Source organism: Streptomyces sp. NPDC037013, from assembly GCF_055607265.1.
Window position 1 is genome coordinate 290,307 of record NZ_JBVJRV010000006.1, and the last position, 24,474, is coordinate 314,780.

At 72.4% G+C, this 24,474-nt stretch carries 22 protein-coding genes and 1 tRNA gene; 15 read left to right on the forward strand and 8 right to left on the reverse strand.

Annotation, left to right across the window (positions count from 1 at the left end):
- Nucleotides 1-275 precede the first annotated feature (275 nt).
- From ACZ7DY_RS23540 to ACZ7DY_RS23555, 4 genes are all read left to right on the forward strand, one after another.
- A tRNA-Leu gene (locus tag ACZ7DY_RS23540) sits at nt 276-362 on the forward strand.
- A 302-nt stretch (nt 363-664) separates the two neighbouring features.
- Nucleotides 665-2,194 carry a DUF2252 domain-containing protein gene (locus tag ACZ7DY_RS23545; RefSeq protein ID WP_471138104.1) on the forward strand — a complete coding sequence of 510 codons (1,530 nt, stop codon included), beginning with the start codon at nt 665-667 and terminating at the stop codon, nt 2,192-2,194.
- Between the two features lie 99 nt (nt 2,195-2,293).
- Entirely contained in the window at nt 2,294-3,316 is a 1,023-nt protein-coding gene (locus ACZ7DY_RS23550; protein ID WP_471138105.1) for a hypothetical protein, read from the forward strand.
- A gap of 54 nt (nt 3,317-3,370) precedes the next feature.
- Entirely contained in the window at nt 3,371-3,718 is a 348-nt protein-coding gene (locus tag ACZ7DY_RS23555) for a rhodanese-like domain-containing protein (RefSeq protein WP_471138106.1), read from the forward strand.
- Nucleotides 3,719-3,769: 51 nt separating this feature from the next.
- Here ACZ7DY_RS23555 and ACZ7DY_RS23560 read toward each other — a convergent pair whose 3' ends face one another.
- The 6 genes from ACZ7DY_RS23560 to paaA form a co-directional block, all read right to left on the reverse strand.
- Complete coding sequence (locus tag ACZ7DY_RS23560) at nt 3,770-4,903, reverse strand: acyl-CoA dehydrogenase family protein (protein WP_471138108.1); 1,134 nt, start codon at nt 4,901-4,903, stop codon at nt 3,770-3,772.
- A 131-nt stretch (nt 4,904-5,034) separates the two neighbouring features.
- Nucleotides 5,035-6,120, reverse strand: a complete 1,086-nt coding sequence (locus ACZ7DY_RS23565) for a 2Fe-2S iron-sulfur cluster-binding protein (RefSeq protein WP_471138109.1) — start codon at nt 6,118-6,120, stop codon at nt 5,035-5,037.
- Nucleotides 6,120-6,620: a 1,2-phenylacetyl-CoA epoxidase subunit PaaD gene (paaD, locus tag ACZ7DY_RS23570; protein ID WP_471138111.1), complete on the reverse strand. Its 501-nt coding sequence runs from the start codon at nt 6,618-6,620 to the stop codon at nt 6,120-6,122. Before paaD ends, ACZ7DY_RS23565 begins: the two co-directional genes overlap by 1 nt.
- Nucleotides 6,614-7,357 (reverse strand): 1,2-phenylacetyl-CoA epoxidase subunit PaaC, encoded by a 744-nt coding sequence (gene paaC / locus ACZ7DY_RS23575; RefSeq protein WP_471138113.1) that lies wholly within the window; start codon nt 7,355-7,357, stop codon nt 6,614-6,616. The genes paaD and paaC overlap by 7 nt, the downstream gene beginning before the upstream one ends.
- Complete coding sequence (gene paaB / locus ACZ7DY_RS23580; RefSeq protein ID WP_055569192.1) at nt 7,354-7,644, reverse strand: 1,2-phenylacetyl-CoA epoxidase subunit PaaB; 291 nt, start codon at nt 7,642-7,644, stop codon at nt 7,354-7,356. Before paaB ends, paaC begins: the two co-directional genes overlap by 4 nt.
- Complete coding sequence (gene paaA / locus ACZ7DY_RS23585) at nt 7,641-8,708, reverse strand: 1,2-phenylacetyl-CoA epoxidase subunit PaaA (RefSeq protein ID WP_471138116.1); 1,068 nt, start codon at nt 8,706-8,708, stop codon at nt 7,641-7,643. The genes paaB and paaA overlap by 4 nt, the downstream gene beginning before the upstream one ends.
- 185 nt (nt 8,709-8,893) lie before the next feature.
- Here paaA and ACZ7DY_RS23590 point away from each other — a divergent pair, with 185 nt between their 5' ends.
- Genes ACZ7DY_RS23590 through ACZ7DY_RS23600 form a run of 3 tightly spaced genes read left to right on the forward strand, consistent with a single transcriptional unit; the run spans nt 8,894 to nt 12,008 of the window.
- Entirely contained in the window at nt 8,894-9,913 is a 1,020-nt protein-coding gene (locus tag ACZ7DY_RS23590; RefSeq protein WP_471138118.1) for a DUF5819 family protein, read from the forward strand.
- Nucleotides 9,910-11,190, forward strand: coding sequence for an HTTM domain-containing protein (locus ACZ7DY_RS23595; protein WP_471138120.1), 1,281 nt, complete (start codon nt 9,910-9,912; stop codon nt 11,188-11,190). Before ACZ7DY_RS23590 ends, ACZ7DY_RS23595 begins: the two co-directional genes overlap by 4 nt.
- Entirely contained in the window at nt 11,187-12,008 is an 822-nt protein-coding gene (locus tag ACZ7DY_RS23600) for a TrmH family RNA methyltransferase (RefSeq protein ID WP_471138122.1), read from the forward strand. Before ACZ7DY_RS23595 ends, ACZ7DY_RS23600 begins: the two co-directional genes overlap by 4 nt.
- Before the next feature lie 43 nt (nt 12,009-12,051).
- On the opposite strand, the gene paaN is transcribed toward ACZ7DY_RS23600, so the two are convergent.
- Nucleotides 12,052-13,743 (reverse strand): phenylacetic acid degradation protein PaaN, encoded by a 1,692-nt coding sequence (gene paaN / locus ACZ7DY_RS23605; RefSeq protein ID WP_471138125.1) that lies wholly within the window; start codon nt 13,741-13,743, stop codon nt 12,052-12,054.
- A gap of 197 nt (nt 13,744-13,940) precedes the next feature.
- Between paaN and ACZ7DY_RS23610 the strand changes: the two genes are divergently transcribed.
- Both ACZ7DY_RS23610 and ACZ7DY_RS23615 read left to right on the forward strand, forming a co-directional pair.
- The gene (locus ACZ7DY_RS23610) at nt 13,941-15,452 is read left to right on the forward strand and encodes a 3-hydroxyacyl-CoA dehydrogenase (RefSeq protein ID WP_471138127.1); all 1,512 of its coding nucleotides are present in this window, start codon (nt 13,941-13,943) and stop codon (nt 15,450-15,452) included.
- Nucleotides 15,449-16,042, forward strand: coding sequence for a TetR/AcrR family transcriptional regulator (locus tag ACZ7DY_RS23615; RefSeq protein ID WP_471138129.1), 594 nt, complete (start codon nt 15,449-15,451; stop codon nt 16,040-16,042). The genes ACZ7DY_RS23610 and ACZ7DY_RS23615 overlap by 4 nt, the downstream gene beginning before the upstream one ends.
- Nucleotides 16,043-16,063: 21 nt before the next feature.
- On the opposite strand, the gene ACZ7DY_RS23620 is transcribed toward ACZ7DY_RS23615, so the two are convergent.
- Entirely contained in the window at nt 16,064-16,663 is a 600-nt protein-coding gene (locus ACZ7DY_RS23620) for an Lrp/AsnC family transcriptional regulator (protein WP_471138131.1), read from the reverse strand.
- A 190-nt stretch (nt 16,664-16,853) separates the two neighbouring features.
- On the opposite strand from ACZ7DY_RS23620, the gene pdhA reads away from it, so the two are divergent.
- The 6 genes from pdhA (at nt 16,854) to ACZ7DY_RS23650 (ending at nt 24,292) form a co-directional block, all read left to right on the forward strand.
- Entirely contained in the window at nt 16,854-17,996 is a 1,143-nt protein-coding gene (gene pdhA, locus ACZ7DY_RS23625; RefSeq protein WP_471138133.1) for a pyruvate dehydrogenase (acetyl-transferring) E1 component subunit alpha, read from the forward strand.
- The gene (locus ACZ7DY_RS23630) at nt 17,993-19,009 is read left to right on the forward strand and encodes an alpha-ketoacid dehydrogenase subunit beta (RefSeq protein WP_471138135.1); all 1,017 of its coding nucleotides are present in this window, start codon (nt 17,993-17,995) and stop codon (nt 19,007-19,009) included. The genes pdhA and ACZ7DY_RS23630 overlap by 4 nt, the downstream gene beginning before the upstream one ends.
- Nucleotides 19,009-20,529 (forward strand): dihydrolipoamide acetyltransferase family protein, encoded by a 1,521-nt coding sequence (locus tag ACZ7DY_RS23635; RefSeq protein ID WP_471138137.1) that lies wholly within the window; start codon nt 19,009-19,011, stop codon nt 20,527-20,529. The genes ACZ7DY_RS23630 and ACZ7DY_RS23635 overlap by 1 nt, the downstream gene beginning before the upstream one ends.
- Nucleotides 20,530-20,643: 114 nt before the next feature.
- Nucleotides 20,644-21,588: an NTP transferase domain-containing protein gene (locus tag ACZ7DY_RS23640; protein ID WP_471138139.1), complete on the forward strand. Its 945-nt coding sequence runs from the start codon at nt 20,644-20,646 to the stop codon at nt 21,586-21,588.
- The gene (locus ACZ7DY_RS23645) at nt 21,585-23,198 is read left to right on the forward strand and encodes a molybdopterin molybdotransferase MoeA (protein WP_471138141.1); all 1,614 of its coding nucleotides are present in this window, start codon (nt 21,585-21,587) and stop codon (nt 23,196-23,198) included. Before ACZ7DY_RS23640 ends, ACZ7DY_RS23645 begins: the two co-directional genes overlap by 4 nt.
- The gene (locus ACZ7DY_RS23650) at nt 23,186-24,292 is read left to right on the forward strand and encodes a potassium channel family protein (RefSeq protein ID WP_471138143.1); all 1,107 of its coding nucleotides are present in this window, start codon (nt 23,186-23,188) and stop codon (nt 24,290-24,292) included. Before ACZ7DY_RS23645 ends, ACZ7DY_RS23650 begins: the two co-directional genes overlap by 13 nt.
- The last annotated feature ends 182 nt before the right edge of the window (nt 24,293-24,474 follow it).

Here is a 24,474-nt window from a genome sequence, read left to right on the forward strand (position 1 = left end):
CCAGGCGGGTCGTGGACGGAACGTGGTCGGTTCGGGGTCGGGCCGGGAGTCGCTCGGGAGTCGGGTGGGTCGGGGTGGCCCGGGGTGACGGGATCGGGTCGGGTCGGGCGGGGTGGTGTGGGGTGGTGCGGGGCCCGGGGCCTGGGCAGGCACCGGGTCCTCTGGCCAGATGCCCGACCAAACGGATGTGAATCCACCCTCTGCAGCGTGCTAATCTTCTGGATGTCGGCAGGCGCTCGCACCACACAGTGAGAGACCCAAAGACACACACCCATGCGCGGGTGGCGGAATAGGCAGACGCGCTGGATTCAGGTTCCAGTGCCCGCAAGGGCGTGGGGGTTCAACTCCCCCCTCGCGCACCATGAAGAACCGATGAACGGGTCTTCACCAGAGACGAAAGTCCTGGTGAGGCCCGTTTTTCGCGTCCCGGGTCCGGAGTCCGCTCCGGGCCGCGGATCCCAGGGTCAGGGCCCCGACGGTGAGCTATCTCACTGTCGGGGCCCTGCTTCTGTGAGGAAGGCGTACGGAGCCCCGTGGCGACGGTCCCGGAGGACTGCTTCGCCGGGGTTATCCACAGGCTCTGACGGGGTTCGGCGTGCGGCGGTACCGTCGAAGTCGGATGCGGGGCCGGGCCGGTGACCGGCTCGGATACGGGTGGGGGGCGATGGGCGTGGCGGAGCTCGGCGGGAAGATTCCCGGGCAGCGAGGGCGACAGACGGAGCGGGCGGCGCAGGACGGGCCGGGGCGGACCGGGGAGCGGGTGCCGCGGGTGGCGGGGTTCGCCGCGCGGACCGCGCAGGGCTCGCCGAAGAAGGAGGGCAAGGCGCTGCGGCAGGAGGTGCCGCGCACCGCGCACGCGGAGTTCGTGGTGGACGCCGGGCGCCCCGACCCCGTGGCCGCCGTCAAGGAGTCCAACCGCAGCCGCCTCCCCGAGCTCGCGCCGATCAGGGTCGGCAGGATGGCCGCCTCCCCCTTCGCCTTCCTGCGGGGCTCCGCGGGACTCATGGCGTACGACTTGGCGCGCACCCCGCTGACCGGCGTGGGCACCCAGATATGCGGAGACGCGCACGCGGCGAACTTCGGGCTGTACGCGGACGCGCGCGGCGGTCTCGTCATCGACCTGAACGACTTCGACGAGACGGTGCACGGCCCCTGGGAGTGGGACCTCAAGCGCCTTGTCACGTCCCTGGTGCTCGCGGGGCGCGAAGCGGGCGTCGGCGAAGGAGACTGCCGGCAGGCCGCGCGGGACACGGTCGGGTCCTACCGCCGCACCATGCGGCTGCTCGCGAAGCTCCCGGCCCTGGAGGCGTGGAACGCCATCGCGGACGAGGAGTTGGTCTCCCACGCGGACGCTCGTGACCTGCTCGGCACCTTGGAGCGGGTCTCCGAAAAGGCGCGGAAGAACACGAGCGCCCGCTTCGCGGCGAAGGCCACCGAGCACGTCGAGCCCGACGAGGTCGACGAGGCCGGAGGGGGCGGCCGGGGCGGCCGGGGTGGCCGGGGTGGCGGCGGGCGGCGGTTCGTCGACGCCCCGCCCGTGCTGCGACGCGTGCCGGACGCGGAGGCGGCCTCGGTGGCAGGCGCGCTGGAGGAGTATCTGGGCACGCTCACCGAGGACTGCCTGCCGCTGCTCGCGCGGTACGCGATCCAGGACGTGGCGTTCCGCGTCGTCGGCACGGGCAGCGTGGGCCTGCGGTCGTACGTGGTGCTGCTGCTGGACCACCGCGGCGAGCCACTCGTGCTCCAGGTCAAGGAGGCCCGGCCCTCCGCCCTGCTGCCGCACCTGCCGGTGGCGGGCTTCAAGGCACCGGAGGTCGCGCACGAAGGGCACAGAGTGGTGCTCGGGCAGAGGCGGATGCAGGTCGTCAGTGACTTCCTGCTCGGGTGGACGACGGTGGACGGACGGCCTTTCCAGGTACGGCAGTTCAGGAACCGCAAGGGCAGCGTGGACCCGGCGGCGCTGGCCGACGATCAGCTGGACGACTACGGCCGCATGACCGGCGCCCTGCTGGCCCGCGCCCACGCCCACAGCGCGGACCCGCGCCTCATAGCGGGGTACTGCGGCAAGAACGAGGAGCTGGACGAGGCGATGGCGCGGTTCGCCACGGCCTACGCGGACCGCACCGAGGCCGACCACGCGCTGCTGGTGCGTGCCGTCAAGGAGGGGCGGGTGGCGGCGGAGGCGGGGGTGTGAGTTGTTGAGGGGGGTGTGAAGCGGGGGCCGTGCGGGGTTCCTGGGGCGGCGGTTGTGCGGGCTTCCTGGGCGGGGGGCCTCGTGGCCTACGCTGGGCGGGTGACGATTCCGGAAGCCGAGCCGACGCGACCCGAGACTCCTGAGACCCCCCATGAAGGGGCGCAGCAGCCGGGTGCCGGAGGGCGGCTCAAGGACCAGCTGAAGGCCCGGCTCAAGGAGCGGGCCGCACAACGGTCCGATGAGCACTCGGAAGGGCGTTCCGAAGACAGCTCCGGGAATCGTTCCGGGGACGGTTCCGGGGAGGGCCCTGGTGAGCCTGTCGAGGGGCGTCCCGAGGAGCGTCCTGAAGAACGCCCCGAGGAGCGGCTTGAGCGGGCGGTACGCGCCGCCGAGCAGGCCCTGATCGAGTACGAGATCGCGCTGGAGACCTTCCGTGTGGAGGTCGAGAACTTCTCCCGCCTGCACCACCAGAAGCTCGGCCCGATGTACGCCCGCCTCGACGAGCTCGACGCCTGCATCGCCGAGGCCACCGCGGCCCGTACCGGCGACGCGGAGGACCGGCGCAAGGCCGAGGAGGCGCGGGCACGGGTGATGCCGATGCCGGGCGTCGAGGAACTGTTCCACGGCTGGATGGACGGCGAAGGCCTCTACCCCGAGGCCGCCGCCATGCTCACCGACCAGTCGGTGCGGCCGCCGCAGCGGGTGCGCCCCGGCGAGGAGGCCCGCAAGCTCTACCGTGAGCTGGCCCGCAAGGCCCATCCGGACCTGGCCCAGGAGGAGGGTGAGCGGCAGCGCCGCGAGGAGTTCATCACCCGCGTCAACGCCGCTTACGCCCGCGGTGACGAGGCACTGCTGCGGGAGCTGTCCGAGGAGTGGGCGGCGGGCCCGGTCCCCGAGGAACTGCGGCTCACCCGCAGCGAGGAGCTGTACGCCAGGCTCGAATGGCTCTCGCAGCGCAAGGAGCTGCTCTCCGTCCTCGCCAAGGAGCTGGAGGAGAGCGCGATCGGCGGGATGCTGCGGCTCGCTCCCGACGACCCGGACGCGCTCCTCGACGAGATCGCCGAGCAGCTGCTGGCCCAGGTCGCCGAGCGTGAGGCGGAGCTGGAGCGACTGACGGCGTAGTCCCGGGCCCCGGTCGGGGCACGGTGGTCCGGGGTAGTCGGGTAGCGTCGGGGCATGGCTTTCGGATCTCAGGTGCCCACGGTCGGCATCGACGACCTCACTGACGGCGACTTTCTGCTGGACGTCCGCGAGGACGACGAATGGCAGGCGGGGCACGCCGCGGGCGCGCTGCACATCCCGATGAGCGAGTTCGTGTCCCGGTACGGCGAGTTGACCGAGGCCGCCCCGCAGGACGGCAGGGTCAACGTGATCTGCCGTTCCGGCGGCCGCTCCGCGCAGGTCACCATGTACCTCACGCAGCAGGGCATCGACGCGGTCAACGTCGCCGGTGGCATGGAGGCCTGGGAGGCCGCCGGACGCCCCGTCGTCGACGGCGCCGGCCGCCCGGGCGCCGTGGTCTAGCCGACGCCACGGCTCGGCGCTGCCGGGCTCTTGGGCTCGGCGGGTCAGCGGTCAGCCGAGTGCGTGGGCGGCCAGGAGGTCGCCGAGTGCTTCCTCGTGGGCCGCCGCGGGGCCGAGGGAGAGCTCCAGCTGCTTGGCCCGGGCGTGGTAGCGGTGCAGGGGGTAGTCGGTGTCGGCGCCGAAGCCTCCGTGCAGGTGCTGGGCCGTCTGTACGACCCTGCGTACGCCGTCCGACGCCCAGATCTTCGCGACGGCCACGTCCCCGGCCGTGGGCAGGGCGCTGTCCGCCCCCGTGCTGATGCGCCATGCGGCCTGCCAGAGCGTGACCTCCATGGCGCGCAGGTCGATGTAGCGGTCGGCGGCCTGCACGGCCACGGCCTGGAACGTGGCGATGGGGTGGCCGAACTGCTCGCGTTTGCCGGTGTATTCGCTCGTCATCCGCAACACGCCCTCGCCGAGACCGAGTGCGAACGCGCAGGTCCCGGTGGTGAGCAGGTCGCGCAGCCGGTCCCAGGCCCCGTCGGCCTCGATGACGTCGGAGGCGGGGATGCGCACGGTGTCCAGGCGGAGTTCGCCCAGGCGCTCGCCACTGGTCGAGAACTGCTCGGCGAGGGTGAGGCCCTCGTGGTCGCGGGGGACGAGTGCGAGAACGGTGCGGCCCTCGGGGGTGTGGGCGGGCACGACGATCAGGTCGGTGTTGTGCGCCCAGGGCACGGCCGTCTGTAGGCCGTCCAGGGTCCAGTGGTCGCCGTCGAGCTGTGCGGTAACGGCCAGTTCGGCCGGGTCGTGACCGGTGCGACCGGCGGAGGCGACCGTCAGGACCAGCTCGCCCCGGGCGGCCGCGGGGAGCACCCTCCGCTTCAACTCGTCCGCGCCGTACGCCTCCACGGCGTGGGCGGCCGCGCTGCTCTCCAGGAGCGGAACCCGCGCCAGCACCTTCGCGGATTCGCGCAGCACCAGGCAGAGCGCGACCGGGTCCAGGCCCACCCCGCCGTGTTCGGCGGTGATGAGCACGCCCAGCAGATCGGCGTCGGCGAGCCGGGACCACAGGGCGCGGTCGAAGTCATCGGCGACGGCACCTGGCGTGAGGGCGGGGCTCGGCACTCCGTCCGGTGTGACGTCGGCGAAGAGTGTCTTGGCCGCCTCGACCACGGCCTGCTGTTCCTCGGTGAAGGTGAAGTCCACTGCCTGTCCCTTCCGCGCACCGGCCGACCGACGCAACCGTCGGCGTCGCTTCCGTCAGTCCCGTTCCGTCCCACCACAGCTGACGGGGCGTCAAGATAGAACAGGTTCTATGCGAAGGGAACAGAGAGGGGTCAGCGGTCGAAGTCCAACTCCACTGTGGCGGTGGCCGGATGGGACTGGCACGCCAGCACGTACCCGGCTTCGGTCTCCTCCGGTTCCAGCGCGAAGTTGCGGTCCATCCGCACCTCGCCCGAGACGCGGAAGGCACGGCAGGTGCCGCACACTCCGCCCTTGCAGGCGTACGGCGCGTCGGCGCGGTTGCGCAGGACCGTCTCCAGGAGCGTCTCGCCCTCCTGGACGGGCCAGGTGCCGGAGCGGCCGTCGAGGGTCACGGTCACCGTGCTGTGTGCGGGCGCGGTGGTCGCGGCCGTCGCCGCGGCCGGGGAGACGTCGGAGACCCCGCCGTCCACGTGGAAGATCTCCTCGTGGATGCGGCGGCGGGGCACGCCGAGGGCGCGCAACGTCCGCTCCGCCCCCTGCACAAGACCGAACGGGCCGCACAGGAACCAGCCCTCGATGTCCGCCACGGGCAGCAGCGCGGGCAGCAGCCGGGTGAGCCGCTCCTCGTCGAGCCGACCGGAGTCGAGACCGGACTGCTGCTCTTCGCGGGAGAGCACGGTCACCAGCTGGAACCGGTCGGGCCAGCGGTCCTTCAGGTCGGCGACCTCCTCCAGGAACATCGTCGAGGCGGCGGTGCGGTCGCTGCGTATCAGACAGAAGTCCGCTTTCGGCTCGCGCTCCAGGAGCGTCGTGACGATGGAGAGCACCGGTGTGATGCCGCTGCCGCCGACGATCGCCGCGTAACGACCGGGGGCCGGATCCAGCGTGAAGCGCCCGGCCGGCGTCATCACTTCCAGCTCGTCGCCGACGGCGATTTCCTTGAAGGCGTACGTGGAGAAGGCGCCGTCCGCCACGAGGCGCACCCCGACGCGCAGGGAACGGGGCTCGTCCGGGGCGTCGAGGGGCGGGGCGGGGGCGCAGATCGAGTACGTGCGCCGGATCTCGGTGCCGTCGGCGAAGCGGCGGAGGGCCAGGTGCTGGCCGGGTGTGAAGCGGAACTCCTCGCGCAGCGCGGGCGGCACGTCGAACGTCAGCGTCACGGAGTCGTCGGTGAGTCGGTCGACCGCCGCGACCCGGAGCGGGTGGAAGCGGGCCATCACAACTCCTTGAAGTGGTCGAAGGGCTCCCGGCAGGAGGCGCAGCGGCGCAACGCCTTGCAGGCGGTGGAGGAGAAACGGCTGAGCAGCTCGGTGTCGGTCGAGCCACAGTGCGGGCAGCGGATCGACAGGCTGAGCGGCACGGGGCCGTCCGACGTGTGGGAGCGCGGGGGCGCTATGCCGAACTCGGCCAGCTTGCGGCGGCCTTCGGCGCTGATGTCATCCGTCGACCAGGCGGGGGAGAGGACGGTGCGCACCGAGACCTCGGCCATGCCGTGGTCGTGGAGCACCTGCTCGATGTCGGCGGTCATGGCCTCTATCGCGGGGCAGCCGGTGTACGTGGGGGTCAGCTCGACGTCGACCTTGCCGGGGGCCAGGACCCGCACTCCGCGCACCACACCCAGCTCGGCCAGGGTGAGCACGGGCAGCTCGGGGTCGGGCACCGAGCCTGCGAGGGCCAGGAGCTCCGTCTCCAGCGCGGTGGGCGCGGTGGTCACCATGACGCCCCCGGGTGGCTGCGGTGCAGGTGCTGCATCTCGGCGAGCATGCGTCCGAACGGTTCCGTGTGCAGGCCCTGACGGCCGGCGCCGGCCGTCCACGCACCGGTCTGCGGGGCTTCGGGCACGGTCAGGGTGGCCCGCTCGACGACCGCCGTCACCGCCGCCGTCCAGCTCTCCCGCAGGCGCTGCCAGTCGACGTCCAGGCCCGCCACGGGCTGGAACATCTCGCCGGTGAACCGCCACAGGGCGTCGAGGGCGCGCTGCATACGGCGGTGGCTCTCGTCCGTGCCGTCACCCAGTCGCAGCGTCCACTGCTCGGCGTGGTCCTGGTGGTAGGCGACCTCCTTGACGGCCTTCGCCGCCAAGGGCGCGAACTCGCCGTCTCCGGCGGCCAACTCGCCGTACAGCAACGTCTGGTAGGTGGAGAAATAGAGCTGGCGGGCGATGGTGTGCGCGAAGTCGCCGTTCGGCTGCTCGACCAGTTGGAGGTTGCGGAAGGCGCGCTCCTCGCGGAGGTAGGCCAGCTCGTCCTCGTCGCCGACCAGGGAGAGCAGGATGCGGGCCTGGCCGAGCAGGTCGAGTGCGATGTTCGCCAGCGCGACCTCCTCTTCGAGGACGGGGGCGTGCCCGGCCCACTCCCCCAGGCGGTGGGAGAGCACCAGTGCGTCGTCGCCGAGCGCCAGGGCGGGGAGGGCCGCGGCGGTGGGTGTGCCGGGGGCGGGGGTCGCGGTGGTCACAGGTGCTTCACCCCTTCCGGGATCTCGTAGAACGTCGGGTGGCGATACGGCTTGTCGCCGGCCGGCTCGAAGAAGGAGTCCTTCTCGTCCGGGGAGGAGGCGGTGATCTCGGCGGACGGGACGACCCAGATGGAGACGCCTTCGCTCCTGCGCGTGTACAGATCGCGGGCGTTGCGCAGGGCCATCTCGGCGTCCGGGGCGTGCAGGCTGCCCGCGTGGGTGTGGGAGAGCCCGCGGCGGGAGCGGACGAAGACCTCCCACAGCGGCCAGTCGGTCGAGCTGCTCATGCTGTCGCCTCTCCGTGCTGTGCGGCGCCGCTGTGCGTGCCGGTCATATCCGTCTGCCTGCCGGCCGTGTGCTTGCTTGCCGCCTGCTTCCCGGCATAGGCGGCCGCGGCCTCCCTGACCCAGGCGCCCTCTTCATGGGCGCGGCGGCGCTGGGTGATGCGCTGGTCGTTGCAGGGGCCGTTGCCCTTGAGGACGTCCCAGAACTCGGTCCAGTCGATCGCGCCGAAGTCGTAATGGCCACGGGACTCGTTCCACACCAGGTCCGGGTCGGGGAGTGTCAGGCCGAGCGACTCGGCCTGGGGGACGCAGATGTCCACGAAGCGCTGTCGCAGCTCGTCGTTCGAATGGCGCTTGATCTTCCACGTCATCGACTGCTCGGAGTGCGAGGACTCGTCGTCCGGCGGGCCGAACATCATCAGGGACGGCCACCACCAGCGGTTCACCGCGTCCTGCGCCATGTCGTGCTGGGCCTGGGTGCCGCGGCTGAGGGCGAGCAGCGACTCGTACCCCTGGCGCTGGTGGAAGGACTCCTCCTTGCAGACGCGGACCATCGCGCGGGCATACGGGCCGTACGAACAGCGGCAGAGGGGGACCTGGTTGGTGATCGCCGCGCCGTCCACGAGCCAGCCGATCGCGCCGACGTCGGCCCAGGTCAGCGTGGGGTAGTTGAAGATCGATGAGTACTTCTGGCGGCCGGAGTGCAGCTTGTCGAGCAGCTCGTCCCGGCTGGTGCCGAGGGTCTCGGCCGCGCTGTACAGATACAGGCCGTGGCCGGCCTCGTCCTGCACCTTGGCCATGAGGATCGCCTTGCGCCGCAGGGAAGGGGCGCGAGTGATCCAGTTTGCCTCGGGCTGCATGCCGATGATCTCGCTGTGCGCGTGCTGCGCGATCTGGCGGACCAGGGACGCGCGATAGGCGTCCGGCATCCAGTCGCGCGGCTCGATGCGCTCGTCGGCGGCGACCGCCGCGTCGAAGGCGGCCTGGTGCTCGGCCGTGCGCGCGGCGGAGGCCGCGGCCTCCGCCGTCTCCGTCCCTGCCGCCTGGTGTGCGGCTGCTGTCGCCATCTCGGTCCCCCTAGACCCTGATGCGAACCGCCCGACCGATCGTTCGGTTCGTTGGATTCAATGGTGCGGTCCTCCGCCATAAGGTGTCAACCCTGTGGATAACTTCACGGACGCTGTGCGTGACGGGCAGGTCTGAGTACCGTTCCGGCGGCAGGGTTCGGCGTGTGATCGGGGAACGGGGCGGAATGGACGGGTACGACACGGGCTCGGGCGGCGGGGCCGCCGCGCCTGAGGGGCCCGGGCCGGCGGCCGGGGAGAGACCGGCGACCGAGCGGACCCCCTCGGCCGAACGGGTGACGTCGGCCGACAGCTCCGAGGCGGCCCCCGATCCCGAAGCCACATCCGGCCCCGATCCCGAAGCCACATCCGGCCCTGAAGCCGCCCCCGACCCTGTAACCGCACCCCACCCCCACCCCGACTCCGAAGTCGCTCCCCCCGACTCCCCGCCCCGCGTGGGCATCGCCGGGCTCCGGCTCGGCTACCAGATCGCCGCCGCCTGCGCCCTCGTGATCGTCGCCGTGGCCGCCTGCGTCCACATAGGCATGCTCTTTCTCCATGTCGCGCCCTCGAACACGCTGACGAAGCAGCACGGTGACGTGGTCGACGACTGGATCTACCCCGAGTTCGAGCAGAACTGGAAGCTCTTCGCGCCCAACCCGCTCCAGCAGAACGTCGCGGTGCAGGCCAGGGCGGAGCTCCGTACGGCCGACGGGCGGATGCGCACCACGGACTGGTACGACCTGTCCGCGCAGGACGGCGCCGGAATCGACGGCAATCTGCTGCCCAGCCACACACAGCAGAACGAGCTGCGCAGGGCCTGGGACTTCTACGTCGGCTCGCACGACGCGAAGAATCGTCCCGTCGGGCTGCGCGGCCAGCTCTCCGAGCGCTACGTCCGCCGCATCGCGTACATGCGGCTCGGCCGGGAGGCGCCGGGCGGCAAGGGCGACGAGATCGCGAGTGTGCAGCTGCGTTCGAAGACCACGAACGTGCGGTCGCCGGAGTGGAGCGAGGAGAAGGTCGCCACCAAGCCGACGTACCGGCTGCTCCCCTGGTGGCCGGTGAAGCCGGAGGACCTGCCGCTCAGCGACCCGCCTTCCGACGATTCGTCGCTTCGCGACCGGGCTCTCGGTGGTGAGCCGGCTGGCCGGGGCCGGGCCGCCGCCCCCGGGACGGTCGCGCACCTGAAGGGGGCTGTCCGGTGAAGCGCCTCGATCGCCTCGAACGCTCGCCCGTGCAGGGCATCAACAAGGTCACCGGCTACGCCCTAGGCCCGTACCAGAGCGCCGTGATCCGCATCGGGTTCGCCGGTACCTGGCTCTTCTTCCTGCTCCGCGAATACCCCCACCGTCTGGAGATGTACGGGCCCGACGGGCCGTGGAACTGGGACATGGCGCAGCAGCTCATCGCGAGCAACGGCGCCTTCACCGCGCTCATGTGGTCGGACGGGCAGGTCTGGTTCGAGATCGTCTACGCGCTGGCCATGCTCAGCAGTGTCCTGTTGCTGCTCGGCTGGCACACGCGCGCGATGTCCGTGCTCTTCATGGTCGGCGTGTTGTCGCTGCAGAACCGCAGCATCTTCATGGGGGACGGCGGCGACAACGTCATCCACTTGATGGCGACCTATCTGGTCTTCACGCGGTGCGGCCAGGTCTGGTCGCTGGACGCCCGGCGAGCGGCACGCGCGCGCGTGGAGGGTGTGGAGCCCGTCGACGGGGCGGGGCCCGCGCTGTGGTGGGTGTGCGGGCTCGGGCTGTCCGTGGTGACGTTCATGGGGGAGATCGGCGGCGGGTGGCCGTGGTTCTTCTGGGGGCTGCTGCTGGCGCACGGTCTGTGGTGGGCGGTGGGGCGGCGCGCGCCAGGGAGCGAGCTGCGCAAACTGCTCGACGTGGTGGCCAACCTCGCCCACAACGCGGGCCTGTTGGTGATCATGGTCGAGGCCTGTCTGATCTATGCGACGGCCGGCTGGTACAAGATCCAGGGAAGTCGCTGGCAGGACGGCACGGCCGTCTACTACCCGCTGAACCTCGACTACTTCTCGCCGTGGCCCGCCCTCTCCGAACTGCTCTCGTCCCACGGCATCATGGTGCTCCTTGTGACATACGGGACGGTCGTCGTGCAGGTGGCCTTCCCTTTCACGCTCTTCAACCGCCGGGTCAAGAACGTGCTGCTCGCGGCCATGATCGTCGAACACGCGGTGATCGCGGTCGTCCTGGGGCTGCCGTTCTTCTCGCTCGCGATGATCGCGGCCGACGCGGTGTTCCTCCCGACGTCGTTCCTGCGCCGCATGGGCGGCTGGGTGACACGCGCGCGTGCAGGCGTGGTGGCCCGGCTACGCGTCTCAGGGGCGCCCTTCGGCCGGCTTCCTCTCGCGCGTCTGCGCCGCGGCGCAGATGAGGGCGGAGTGCCGGAGCAGCGCGCCGTGGACGGGAAGCCGGGCGAGGACCCCAGCGAGGCGGCGCCCGTAGGCTTCACCCCATGAACAGCGCGGACGGGGCCGTGGAGCCCGAGTGGGCCGGGGGCGCCGGTGGGGCGGGTCCCGAGGAGGCCGTACGTGTCTGGCGCGGCCTCGCCGATGTCTCCGTGCTGCTCGACGGTTTCCACGCGATCAAGCACGCGCTGCGCTTCGGTGCGCGGGTCCCGGTCGCGCTGACCAGTGACCGGTCCGGCGTCCTGGGTCTCGCCGACGACCTCGCGCCGGACGTGCGGGAGCGCCTCGGCGGGCTGCTGGTGGAGGTTCCGGACGAGCGGCTGCGTGCGCTGGTGCCGCGGCTGCACCCCACGGCGGTGGCCGCGCTCGCCGTACGTCCCTCCCGCGCGGCCAACCTCGACGCCCTGAGGCGTACGCCCAGGTCGGCCCCTGTGGTCGTGCTCGACGACCCCCGCAATCTGGGCAACGCCGGGGCGGTGATCCGGCTTGCCGCGGGGTTCGGGGCGACCGGGGTCGTCACGACCGGCACGCTCGACCCCTGGCATCCCACCGTCGTGCGCGGGGGTGCCGGGCTGCACTTCGCGACGGCCGTGGAACGCATGGACGTGGCGGAGCTGCCGCCGGGCCCGGTCTTCGCGCTCGACGCGGAGGGCGAGGACATCAGGGGGCTGAAGCTCCCGGACGACGCCGTGCTGGCGTTCGGCTCCGAGCGCAGTGGTCTCTCCGCCGGACTGCGCGGCCGGGCGGACCATTTGGTGTCCCTGCCGATGCGGCCGCAGGTCTCCAGCTACAACCTGGCGACCAGTGTCGGCATGACGCTCTTCCACTGGTCGGCGTCGTCGGGACGGCCGCCGGAGATGCCGCACTGACATCCCCGGCGGGCCGCCGAGCCGGTCGGTGGGACCGCCGCCGTCAGGCGTCCTTGCGGATCTCCACCACGCGGAAGCGGTTGGCCACGAAGGCACCGTCGCACAGGGCGGCGTTCGCCGAGGGGTTGCCGCCCGAGCCGTGGAAGTCCGAGAACGCCGCGGTCTGGTTCACATAGACGCCGCCCGTGAGGTTCAGGGACAGCTGGGCGCACTCTTCGAGGCAGGTCTCCTCGACGGCGGCGGAGATCTCCTCCGAGGTGGTGTACGCCCCGACGGTCATGGCTCCCTTGTCGCGCACCGTACGGCGCAGCAGCTCCACGGCGTCCGTCGCCGAGTCGACCGCGACCGCGAAGGAGACCGGGCCGAAGCACTCGCTGAGGTAGGCCGCCTCGGCGTCCGGCTTGGCGCCGTCCAGCTTGACGATCACCGGGGTGCGGACCACGGCGTCCGGGAACTCGGGGTTGGTGACCTCCCGGGAGGGGAGGGCGACCTCGCCGAGGCCGGCGGCGGCTTCGAGCCTGGCCTTCACGTCGGGGTTGACCAGGGCGCCGAGGATGCCGTTGGCGCGGGCGTCGTCGCCGAGCAGGCCGCTCACCGAGGCCGCGAGGTCGGACACCACGTCGTCGTACGACTTCGTGCCCGCGTCCGTACGGATGCCGTCGCGCGGGATGAGGAGGTTCTGCGGGGTGGTGCACATCTGGCCGCTGTAGAGGGACAGGGAGAAGGCGAGGTTGGCCAGCATGCCCTTGTAGTTGTCTGTCGACTCGACGACGACGGTGTTGACCCCGGCCTTTTCCGTGTAGACCTGCGCCTGGCGGGCGTTGGCCTCCAGCCAGTCGCCGAAGGACGTCGAGCCCGTGTAGTCGATGATCTTGATCTCGGAACGGACGGCGAGGGTCTTGGCGATGCCCTCGTCGGGGCGCTCGGCGGCCAGGCAGACGAGGTTCGGGTCGAAGCCGGCCTCGGCGAGGACCTCGCGGGCGATCCGCACCGTCAGGGCGAGCGGCAGCACCGCGCGTGGGTGGGGCTTGACCAGGACGGGGTTGCCGGTGGCGAGCGAGGCGAACAGGCCGGGGTAGCCGTTCCACGTCGGGAAGGTGTTGCAGCCGATCAGGAGCGAGATGCCGCGTGCCACGGGAGTGAAGCGCTTGTTCAGTGCGAGCGGGTCGCGCTTGCCCTGGGGCTTGGTCCACTCGGCGGCGTCGGGGGTGCGGGCCTGCTCGGCATACGCATACGCGACCGCTTCCAGGCCGCGGTCCTGGGCGTGCGGGCCACCGGCCTGGAAGGCCATCATGAAGGCCTGGCCGCTGGTGTGCATGACCGCGTGCGCGAACTCGTGCGTACGGGCGCTGATCCGCGCCAGGATCTCCAGACAGACCACGGCACGCGTCTCCGCGCCCGCCTCGCGCCAGGCGCGCATTCCGGCGCGCATCGCGGGGAGCAGGGTGTCGATGTCCGGGTGGGGGTAGGTGATCCCCAATTCGGGGCCGTACGGAGAGACTTCGCCGCCGACCCAGTCGTCCGTGCCGGGCTGGTCGAGGTCGAAGCGGGCGCCCTGGAGGGCGTCGAAGGCGGCCTTGCCCTCGGGCAGGCTCAGACTGCCGCCCTCCCCGTACGCCTTGGGGTGCTCGGGGTGGGGGGACCAGTACGCGCGCGAGCGGATGGTCTCCAGCGCCTGGTCGAGCGTGGGCCGGTGCTTGGCGATCAGCTGGTGCGCGGTGAGTTCGGCGGCCATGACGGGACCAACTCCTCCTCGGGCAGCTCTGCGTCGAGCTGGCGAGCTGGGCAGGGACGGTGGGCAGGAACGCTCTGACAGAGCTAGAGTAACCGAACGATCGGTCGGGACAAGGGGCTCCGCGAAACCTGTGGACAACTTCTTCACGGCCACCCCCGAACCCTGTGGCCGGTGAGCCGTGCGGGAGGATCGCGAGCATGACAGCACTCGAGCTCAGCAGCGCCGTTGCCGTGGTCGGTACCGGAACCATGGGGCAGGGCATCGCCCAGGTCGCCCTGGTCGCGGGCCACCCCGTGCGGCTGTACGACGCCGTGCCGGACCGCGCGAAAGCGGCGGCCGAGGCGATCGGGGCCCGCATGGACCGGCTCGTCGAAAAAGGCCGGATCACGGCCGACGACCGTGCCGCCGCAGGCGCCCGGCTCACCCCGGCCGAGAGCCTCGCGGAGCTCGCCGACTGCGGTCTGGTCGTCGAGGCGGTCCTGGAGCAACTGGACGTCAAGCAGCGGCTCTTCCAGGAGCTCGAAGAGGTCGTCGCCGAGGACTGTCTGCTCGCCACCAACACCTCCTCCCTCTCCGTGACCGCCGTCGCGGGCCCGCTGCGCAGGCCCGGCCGCTTCGTCGGCCTGCACTTCTTCAACCCCGCGCCCCTGCTCCCGCTCGTCGAGGTCGTCAGCGGCTTCGCGACCGACGGGACGGCGGCCACGCGCGCGTACGAGACCGCGAAGGCCTGGGGCAAGACCCCGGTGCGCTGCGCGGACACCCCCGGCTTCATCGTCAACCGCGTCGCGCGGCCCTTCTACGCCGAGGCGCTGCGCCTGTACGAGGAGCGCGTCGCCGACCCCGCGACGATCGACGCCGTCCTGCGCGAGTGCGGCGGCTTCAAGATGGGGCCCTTCGAGCTCACGGACCTCATCGGCCAGGACGTCAACGAAGCCGTCACGCGCTCCGTGTGGGAGTCCTTCTTCCAGGACCCCAAGTTCACGCCCTCGCTCGCCCAGCGCCGCCTCGTCGAATCACGCCGCCTCGGGCGCAAGTCCGGCCAGGGCTGGTACGCGTACGGGGACGACGCCCCGCGCGCGGAGCCGCACACCGCGCCGGCCGAGAAGGCCCCGGCCTCCGTCACCGTCCACGGTGACCTCTTCCCGGCGGAGGCGCTGACCGAGCTGATCGACGGCGCCGGCATCCGGGTCGACCGCGGCGAGGGCGCCCCGGGCCACCCCGGCTTCCTGGAGCTTCCCGGTGGGACCCGGCTCGCCCCGGCCGACGGCACGGCCGCGGACGCCGCGGCGGAGCCCGCGATCCACTTCGACCTGGCGCTGGACTACCGCGCCGCGACCCGGATCGCGCTCGCCCCCTCGGGCAGGGTGGACGAACAGGGCCTCAAGGAGGCGATCGGCCTCTTCCAGGCGCTCGGCAAGAAGGTCAGCGTCATCGGGCACGCCCCGGGGATGATCGTGGCCCGCACGGTGTGGATGCTCGTCGACCTCGCCCTCGACGCCGTGGGCCGCGGGGTGGCGGACGCGGAGGACGTCGACACCGCCATGCGGCTGGGCGTCAACTACCCGCTGGGCCCGCTCGAATGGGGCCGCCGCCTCACCGCGTACCGCGTGGCCGAGGCGCTCGACGCCCTGCACGGCGAGTACCCCACCGGGCGTTACGCGCCCTCCCAGGCACTGCGGCGCCAGGCCGTGCGAGAGGAGTACTCATGACCACCGCCCGGCGGGACACGTACACCCCCGAGACGCTGCTGAACGTGGCCGTCCGGGTCTTCAACGAGCGCGGGTACGACGGCACGTCCATGGAGCACCTCTCCAAGGCCGCCGGCATCTCCAAGTCCTCGATCTACCACCACGTGACGGGCAAGGAGGAGCTGCTGCGCCGCGCGGTGAGCCGGGCGCTCGACGGGCTCTTCGGGATCCTCGCCGAGGAGCACGCGCGCGTGGGCAGCGCGGTGCGGCGCCTGGAGTACGTCACGCGGCGCACGGTGGAGGTCCTCGTCGCCGAACTGCCCTATGTGACGCTGCTGCTGAGGGTGCGCGGCAACACCGACACCGAGCGCTGGGCCATGGCGCGGCGCAGGGAGTTCGACCAGCAGGTGGCCGAGTTGTTCAAGGAGGCCGTCGCCGACGGCGATCTGCGCTCCGACGTCGAGCTGCGGCTTGCCACCCGGCTGCTCTTCGGGATGATCAACTCCATCGTGGAGTGGTACCGGCCGGAGAGCCGGGGGGCGGCCAACGGCGAGCAGATCGCCGACGCCGTCGTGCAGCTGGCCTTCGCGGGCCTGCGCGCCGACCGCTGAGAGCCGGGCCCGGGGCCGGGGTCAGCTCTCGGGCTCCATGTCGTCCTCCTCGAAGACCAGCAGCGTCCGTGTGCTGAGCACTTCGGGGATGGACTGGAGCCGCGTGAGCACCAGCTCCCGCAGGGCGCGGTTGTCCGGCGTGTGCACCAGGAGAAGTACGTCGAAGTCGCCGCTGACCAATGCGATGTGGGACGCACCCGGAAGTGCGCGCAGATGCTCGCGCACCGTACGCCAGGTGTTCTGGACGATCTTGAGCGTGATGTACGCGGATGCGCCCTGCCCGGCGCGCTCGTGGTTGATCCGCGCCCCGAAGCCCCGGATGACGCCGTCGTCGATGAGGCGGTTGATGCGCGCGTACGCGTTGGCCCGCGAGACATGCACCCGTTCGGCCACGGAACGTATCGACGCGCGGCCGTCCGTGTGCAGGATCTGCAGGATGTCGCGGTCGATGGCGTCCAGCGGCCGTGGATCCGCGGGCCGGGGGTCAGCGGGACGCGGATCCGGAAGGCGTGGCTCCGGGATCCGGGCCTCCGGCGGCCCGGGCTCGACGGCCCGGTACTCGGTGATCCGGGGCTCCGAGCGGTCGGCGTCCTGCCCGTCGGCCATTCGTTCAGATGCCATGTCCCCCCGCCTCCCTACCATGGACGTACTGCATCCATCCCAGGCTGTGCAGAACCGTTTGTCCACAGCCTGGAGGTGCCTGTAGCCAAAATGTGCCGGCGACCGAACAATCGGTAGGTGAGGCGCATCACGTTCGGCGCGCCTCTTTTCCGCTCCCACGAGGAGTCCGCTTCCCCCAGGAGGTGCCGTCATGACGGTCATGGAGCAGCGGGGCGCCTACCGGCCCAGCCCGCCTCCCGCTTGGCAGCCCAGGACCGACCCCGCGCCGCTGCTGCCGGACGCGGAGCCCTACCGCGTCCTCGGCACCGCGGCCGCCGAGAAGGCCGACCCGGGGCTGCTCCGCCGTCTGTACGCGGAGCTGGTGCGCGGACGCCGTTACAACACCCAGGCGACCGCCCTGACGAAGCAGGGCAGGCTCGCGGTCTACCCCTCGAGCACCGGGCAGGAGGCCTGCGAGATCGCGGCCGCGCTCGCCCTGGAGGAGCGGGACTGGCTCTTTCCCAGTTACCGGGACACCCTCGCCGTGGTCGCCCGCGGCCTCGACCCGGCGAGCGCCCTGACGCTGCTGCGCGGCGACTGGCACACCGGGTACGACCCGCACGAGTACCGCATAGCGCCGCTGAGCACCCCCCTCGCCACCCAGCTGCCGCACGCCGTGGGCCTCGCGCACGCCGCCCGGCTCAAGGGCGACGACGTGGTCGCGCTCGCCATGGTCGGCGACGGCGGCACCAGCGAGGGCGACTTCCACGAGGCACTGAACTTCGCCGCGGTGTGGCAGGCCCCCGTGGTCTTCCTCGTGCAGAACAACGGCTTCGCCATCTCGGTGCCGCTCGCCAAGCAGACCGCGGCGCCCTCCCTGGCCCACAAGGGCGTGGGGTACGGCATGCCGGGCCGCCTGGTGGACGGCAACGACGCGGTGGCCATGCATGAGGTGCTGAGCGAAGCGGTCTCCCGCGCGCGGGCGGGCGGCGGCCCGACCCTCGTCGAGGCCGTCACGTACCGCATGGAGGCCCACACGAACGCCGACGACGCCACGCGGTACCGCAGGGACACCGACGTGGACGCCTGGCGCGACCACGACCCGATCCTGCTCCTGGAGCGGGAGCTGACGGAGCGCGGACTCCTGGACGACGACATGAAGCGGCAGGCGGGCGACGCGGAGGCCATGGCCGCCGACCTCCGCGCCCGCATGAACCAGGACGCCGTCCTCGACCCCATGGACCTCTTCGCGCACGTGTACGCCGAGCAGACCTCCCAACTGCGGGAGCAGGCGGCGCAGTTGCGTGCCGAGCTTGAAGTGGCCGCCGAAGAGGCCGAGGAGGAAGCGCGATGACCACGGTCGCGGCGAAGCCGGCCACCAAACCGGCCACCATGGCGCAGGCGCTCGGACGCGCGCTGCGGGACTCCATGGCCGAGGACCCCTCCGTGCACGTCCTCGGAGAGGACGTCGGGGCGCTCGGCGGTGTCTTCCGGGTCACCGACGGGCTCGCCCAGGAGTTCGGCGAGGACCGCTGCACGGACACGCCGCTGGCCGAGGCGGGCATCCTCGGGACGGCCGTCGGCATGGCGATGTACGGGCTGCGGCCGGTCGTCGAGATGCAGTTCGACGCCTTCGCCTACCCCGCCTTCGAGCAGCTGATCTCCCACGTGGCGCGGATGCGGAACCGCACCCGGGGCGCGATGCCGCTGCCCATCACCGTGCGCGTGCCCTACGGCGGCGGCATCGGCGGCGTCGAGCACCACAGCGACTCCTCCGAGGCGTACTACATGGCGACGCCCGGCCTCCACGTCGTCACGCCGGCCACGGTCGCCGACGCCTACGGCCTGCTGCGCGCCTCCATCGCCTCCGACGACCCCGTCGTCTTCCTCGAGCCCAAGCGCCTGTACTGGTCGAAGGCCGACTGGAATCCGGACGCCCCGCAGGTCGTGGACCCGATAGGCAGCGCCGTGGTGCGGCGCACCGGCCGCAGCGCCACTCTCATCACGTACGGCCCGTCCGTGCCCGTCTGCCTGGAGGCGGCCGAGGCCGCCCGCGCCGAGGGCTGGGACCTGGAGGTCGTCGACCTGCGCTCGCTGGTGCCCTTCGACGACGAGACCGTCGCCGCGTCCGTACGGCGGACGGGACGGGCGGTCGTCGTGCACGAGTCGGGCGGCTTCGGCGGACCCGGCGGAGAGATCGCCGCTCGGGTCACGGAGCGGTGCTTCCACCACCTGGAGGCGCCGGTGCTGCGGGTCGCGGGATTCGACATCCCGTATCCGCCGCCGATGCTGGAGAAGCACCACCTGCCGGGCGTCGACCGGATCCTGGACGCCGTCGCGCGGCTCCAGTGGGAGGCGGAGAACTGATGGCCGAGGTCCTGGAATTCAAACTCCCCGACCTCGGAGAGGGGCTGACGGAGGCCGAGGTCGTCCGCTGGCTCGTCGAGGTCGGTGACGTCGTGGCCGTCGACCAGCCGGTCGTCGAGGTCGAGACGGCCAAGGCGATGGTCGAGGTGCCGTGCCCCTACGGGGGCGTGGTGACGGCCCGGTTCGGCGAGGAGGGCACCGAACTGCCGGTCGGCGCACCGCTGTTGACGGTCGCGGTGGGCTCCCGCGCCGATACCGGTCCCGAGGCTGTCCCCGAGACCGGCTCGGCGCAGGGGCCGATCGGGTCCCGGGCGCCCGAGGAGCCCGCCGAGCGGGCCCTGCAGACCGCCGCCGAGGAGTCCTCGGGGAACGTCCTCGTCGGGTACGGCACCGCGGCCGCCCCCGCGCGCCGCCGCAGGGTCAGGCCCGTGCGCCCCGCGCCGCAGGAGCCGGCCGCGCCGCCCGCGTCCCATGGCGCGCAGCAGGCTGCCGCGGCACCCGCGCGCGGGGACGGTCCCGTCCCGGTGATCTCCCCCCTCGTACGCAAACTGGCCCGGGAGAACGGCGTGGATCTGCGCGCTCTCGCGGGCTCCGGCCCGGAGGGGCTGATCACGCGGGCCGATGTCGAGTCCGCCATCGGGGCGGCCCCGACGGACGCCACCGCCCGGAGCGGGGCACCCGACCGGGCGGATGCCACCGACGCGCGGACGCGTGCGGTCGAGTACGTGGCGCGTGAGGACGACGAGCTGGTCCGGGCCGGACGGACCGACGCGCGCCACCAGGCGGACGCCGGCCGGGAACCGCGGAACGCCGGCCTCGTCACCCGCCACCCGCTGACCGGGATCCGGGGCCTGGTCGCGGACAAGATGTCCCGCAGCCGGCGCGAGATACCGGAGGCCACCTGCTGGGTCGACGCCGACGCGACCGAACTGCTCGCGGCCCGCAAGGCCATGAACGCCGCGACGACGGAGCGGGACGGCGCCCAGAAGGTGTCGCTGCTCGCCCTGCTCGCCCGCATCACCGTCGCGGCCCTGACCCGGTATCCGCTGCTCAACTCCTCCGTGGACATGGCGGCGCGTGAGGTGCGGCAGTACGCCGACATCCACCTCGGATTCGCCGCGCAGACCGACCGCGGCCTGGTCGTCCCCGTGGTGCGGCACACCCAGGCCCGTACGACCGAGTCGATCAACGCCGAGCTGATCCGGCTCACGGAGTCCGCGCGGGCGGGCTCGCTCACGCCGGGGGAGCTCACGGGCGGCACCTTCACCCTCAACAACTACGGGGTGTTCGGGGTCGACGGCTCCACGCCGATCATCAACCACCCCGAGGCGGCCATGCTCGGAGTGGGCCGGATCGTACCCAAGCCATGGGTGCACCAGGGCGAGTTGGCGGTGCGGCACGTGGTGCAGCTGTCGCTCACGTTCGACCACCGGGTGTGCGACGGCGGCACCGCCGGAGGCTTCCTGCGGTATGTGGCGGACTGCGTCGAGCAGCCTTCGGTGCTGCTCCGGACGGTGTGAGGGAACGAGCGGGCGGGGCTGTCCCCCCTCGGGGCTACCGGGTGACGTAAGTCCCTTGTCCATAGGGCCCTTCGCGGGGGTGGCAATGATCCTCCGTACACCCATACTCAGTGGGTGACCACGAACGAGGACGTGCCGCCCGGGCCCGTCGTGCCGTACGACGCCGTCGTGCTCGCCGGAGGCGGCGCCGCGCGGCTCGGCGGCGCGGACAAGCCGGGGGTGCGGGTCGGCGGCCGGGCCCTGATCGACCGGGTCCTCGCGGGCTGTTCCGGCGCGGGGACCACCGTCGTGGTGGCCGCGCCGAGGCCGACCGCGCGGCCCGTCGTGTGGGCGCGCGAGGAGCCCGCGGGCGGCGGGCCGTTGGCCGCGCTCGACGCCGGGCTGCGCCACACCGCGGCGGAACACGTCGTGGTGCTCTCGGCCGACCTGCCATTCCTGGGCGAGCGGACCGTACGCCGGCTCCTCGCCGCCCTGCGGGAGAGCGGCGGCGACGGGGCGGTGCTCACCGACCCCGACGGCCGTGACCAGCCACTTGTCGCCGCCTATCGACGGGCCTCGCTGCGCCGGGAGATCGACGCGCTCGGCACGACCGGCGGCCCCGGCGGGCCCGGGACGCTCACCGGGCTGCCGCTGCGGCGGCTCACCGCCCGTCTCGACCTCACCAGGATCGCCGACCCGGTCGCGGCTTTCGACTGCGACACCTGGGACGACATCGCCACTGCCAGGGCGCGGATCAGGGAGCATGGGAACGTGTTGGACGAATGGATTTCCGCAGTCAAGGACGAGCTGGGCATCGAACTCGATGTCGACACCGCCGGCCTCCTCGACCTCGCCCGCGATGCCGCGCACGGTGTGGCCAGGCCGGCGGCACCGCTGACCACGTTCCTCGTCGGGTACGCGGCGGCGCAGGCCGCCGCGCGGGGCGGAACGGCCGACGGCGCGGAGGCGGTGGCCGAGGCCACCCGCAAGGCCGCGGCGCTCGCCGCCCGCTGGGCGGACGAGGACCAGCCGGACGCGAAACCGGCCACCAGCCCCGGCGCCCGACCGGACGCCCCGTGACCGGGCAACCCGTGCCGGACGCCGAACTCGACGAGGCACTCGCTCTGGTGAACGGTGACCGGGACGGGCGGGGCAGCCGGGACAGCCGGGGCAGCCGGGACGGGCGAGACGGGCAGGTCAGCCGGGACAGCCCAGGTGGGCGGGACGGATGTGACGCCCGAGAAGGCCGCCCCGGAGGCGACCACTACGCCGCCGCCCCAAGCTCAGGCCCCAGCCCCAACCCCAGCCCCAACCCCAGCCCCGGCCCCAGCCCCGGTCCCGGCACCCCCTCCGCCCCCGTACCACCGCCCACGCCGCCTACTCCGCCCGCCCGGCCAGGCACGGCGGCCGGCACCGGGAACGCGGCGGCTCCCGAGGACGACACCCACCCCGACATCACCCCCTGGCCCACCGCCCGCGCCCGCGCCGAGCGGGCCGCCCCCGGTCCTGCGGCCGAGCCCGTCCCGACCCCCCTGGGCCAGACCCTCGGCATGATCCTGGCCGCGCCCCTGGCGGCCCTCACGGATCTGCCGTCCTTCGACACCTCCGCGATGGACGGCTGGGCCGTGGCGGGCCCCGGCCCCTGGGACGTACGGGCCGACGGGATCCTCGCCGGGGACGGCTCCCCGGAGGCGCTCAGTGACGGGGAGGCGGTGCGCATCGCGACGGGCGCCCGTATCCCGCCGGACGCCACCGCCGTGCTGCGCAGCGAGCACGGCACCCTCGACGACAAGGGCAGGCTGCACGCTCGGCGCGAAGTGATCACCGGACAGGACATCCGGCCGCGCGGCCAGGAGTGCCGCTCCGGCGACCACCTCCTGCCCGCCGGGTCCCTGGTGACCCCCGCCGTGCTGGGGCTGGCCGCGGCCGCCGGGTACGACACGCTGGCCGTGATCCGCAGGCCCCGCGCCGAAGTCCTCGTCCTCGGCGACGAGTTGCTGACGGAGGGGCTGCCCCGCGAGGGCCTCATCCGGGACGCGCTCGGCCCGATGCTGCCGCCCTGGCTGCACGCGCTGGGCGCCGACGTGACGGCGGTCCGGCGCCTCGGTGACGACGCCGAAGCACTCCACCGGGCGATCAGCGGTTCGGACGCCGACCTGATCGTCACGACGGGCGGCACCGCGTCCGGCCCCGTCGACCACGTCCATCCGACCCTGGCCAGGGTGGGTGCCGAACTGCTCGTGGACGGTGTCGCCGTACGGCCCGGGCACCCCATGCTGCTGGCCCGCATCCGGCCCGGACAGCACCTCGTCGGACTGCCGGGCAACCCGCTCGCCGCCGTCTCCGGGCTGCTGACACTGGCCGAGCCGCTGCTGCGCAGGGTCTCCGGGCGCCCGTCCGGATGCGGCGGCCCTTCGACGTACACCGCTCCGCTGCGTGACGCGGTCCACGGGCACCCGCACGACACCCGGCTCGTTCCGGTGACCCTGCGCGCCGACCGGGCCGTGCCGTTGCGCTTCAATGGCCCGGCGATGCTGCGCGGTGTCGCGGCGGCCGACGGGCTCGCGGTCGTGCCGCCCGGTGGGGCGAGGGAGGGGCAGGAAGTGGAGGTCCTCGACCTGCCGTGGGCGGTCCCGGACGTGGGCACCGGCACGGGGCTGGGGTCGTACGGCGAGGAGTGTTTCACGTGAAACTTCCCGGGCACGACGCGATGGCGCGCCACCCCGAAGAACAGCACGCGACCCACCGGATCGAACTGCCCCGACGCAAGGTCGAACGGCCGCTGCGGCAGGTCACCCGCCGTCTCGCGATGGCCCTGCTGGTCCTCGCCCTGACGACGTTCATAGTCTGGCTCGACCGCGACGGGTACCACGACAACTCGGACACCCGCGTCGACTTCCTCGACGCCGCGTACTACGCGACGGTCACGCTCTCCACCACGGGTTACGGCGACATCGTCCCGTACAGCGACAGCGCCAGGCTCACCAACATCCTCCTGATCACGCCGCTGCGCGTGCTCTTCCTGATCATCCTGGTCGGCACGACCCTCGAAGTGCTCACGGAACGGACGCGCGAGGAATGGCGTCTGTCCCGCTGGAGGTCCAACTTGCGTGAACACACTGTTGTCGTCGGATTCGGCACCAAGGGCCGTTCGGCGATCCAGACCGTCTGCGCGACCGGCCTGAAGCCGGAGCAGATCGTCGTGGTCGATCCCAGCGCCAAGGTCATCGACGCGGCGACCGCGGAGGGGTTCGCGGGCGTCATCGGCGACGCGACGCGCAGCGATGTGCTGCTCCGGGCCGAGGTGCAGCGGGCCCGGCAGATCATCATCGCGACGCAGCGCGACGACACGGCGGTCCTGGTGACCCTGACCGCACGGCAGTTGAACCGCGGGGCGAAGATCGTCGCCGCGGTGCGCGAGGAGGAGAACGCGCCGCTGCTCCGGCAGTCCGGCGCCGACGCCGTCATCACCAGCGCCAGCGCGGCGGGCCGGCTGCTCGGTCTCTCCGTGCTCAGCCCGAGCGCGGGCATGGTCATGGAGGACCTGATCCAGCAGGGCAGCGGCCTCGACATCGTCGAACGGCCGGTGATAAAGGCCGAGGTGGGGCTGGGTGCGCGCGAGACGGAGGACCTGGTCGTGAGTGTCGTACGCGGGCATCGGGTGCTCGGCTACGACGACCCGGCCGTGGGGAAGCTCCAGCTGACGGACCGGCTGATCACGATCATCCGGGCGTCACCGGGGACGTCCGTGGCACCGGACCTGAGGCCGTTGCCGCCCAACTGAGACAGGGTCCGCAGGGGGCTGTCGGGGGCCGGCCCAGGCGGGGCGACGCCCACGGGCTGCCCGCCCCAAGACCCCGTACCGGGCAGCCGTACCGCGCGGCCGTGCCCGGCCCGGTGCCAAGCCCGGTGCCCGGCCGTGTCCCGTGGGGACAGGTGCGGGCCGGATGACGCGAGTAGCCTCGC

Bases quoted from the DNA above. Each gene is read 5' to 3' on its own strand.
- ACZ7DY_RS23545 (WP_471138104.1), top strand. From the start codon at position 665: ATGGGCGTGGCGGAGCTCGGCGGGAAGATTCCCGGGCAGCGAGGGCGA.
- ACZ7DY_RS23555 (WP_471138106.1), top strand. From the start codon at position 3,371: ATGGCTTTCGGATCTCAGGTGCCCACGGTCGGCATCGACGACCTCACT.
- ACZ7DY_RS23565 (WP_471138109.1), bottom strand. From the start codon at position 6,120: ATGGCCCGCTTCCACCCGCTCCGGGTCGCGGCGGTCGACCGACTCACC.
- paaD (WP_471138111.1), bottom strand. From the start codon at position 6,620: ATGGTGACCACCGCGCCCACCGCGCTGGAGACGGAGCTCCTGGCCCTC.
- paaB (WP_055569192.1), bottom strand. From the start codon at position 7,644: ATGAGCAGCTCGACCGACTGGCCGCTGTGGGAGGTCTTCGTCCGCTCC.
- paaA (WP_471138116.1), bottom strand. From the start codon at position 8,708: ATGGCGACAGCAGCCGCACACCAGGCGGCAGGGACGGAGACGGCGGAG.
- ACZ7DY_RS23590 (WP_471138118.1), top strand. From the start codon at position 8,894: ATGGACGGGTACGACACGGGCTCGGGCGGCGGGGCCGCCGCGCCTGAG.
- ACZ7DY_RS23600 (WP_471138122.1), top strand. From the start codon at position 11,187: ATGAACAGCGCGGACGGGGCCGTGGAGCCCGAGTGGGCCGGGGGCGCC.
- paaN (WP_471138125.1), bottom strand. From the start codon at position 13,743: ATGGCCGCCGAACTCACCGCGCACCAGCTGATCGCCAAGCACCGGCCC.
- ACZ7DY_RS23610 (WP_471138127.1), top strand. From the start codon at position 13,941: ATGACAGCACTCGAGCTCAGCAGCGCCGTTGCCGTGGTCGGTACCGGA.
- ACZ7DY_RS23615 (WP_471138129.1), top strand. From the start codon at position 15,449: ATGACCACCGCCCGGCGGGACACGTACACCCCCGAGACGCTGCTGAAC.
- ACZ7DY_RS23620 (WP_471138131.1), bottom strand. From the start codon at position 16,663: ATGGCATCTGAACGAATGGCCGACGGGCAGGACGCCGACCGCTCGGAG.
- pdhA (WP_471138133.1), top strand. From the start codon at position 16,854: ATGACGGTCATGGAGCAGCGGGGCGCCTACCGGCCCAGCCCGCCTCCC.
- ACZ7DY_RS23630 (WP_471138135.1), top strand. From the start codon at position 17,993: ATGACCACGGTCGCGGCGAAGCCGGCCACCAAACCGGCCACCATGGCG.
- ACZ7DY_RS23635 (WP_471138137.1), top strand. From the start codon at position 19,009: ATGGCCGAGGTCCTGGAATTCAAACTCCCCGACCTCGGAGAGGGGCTG.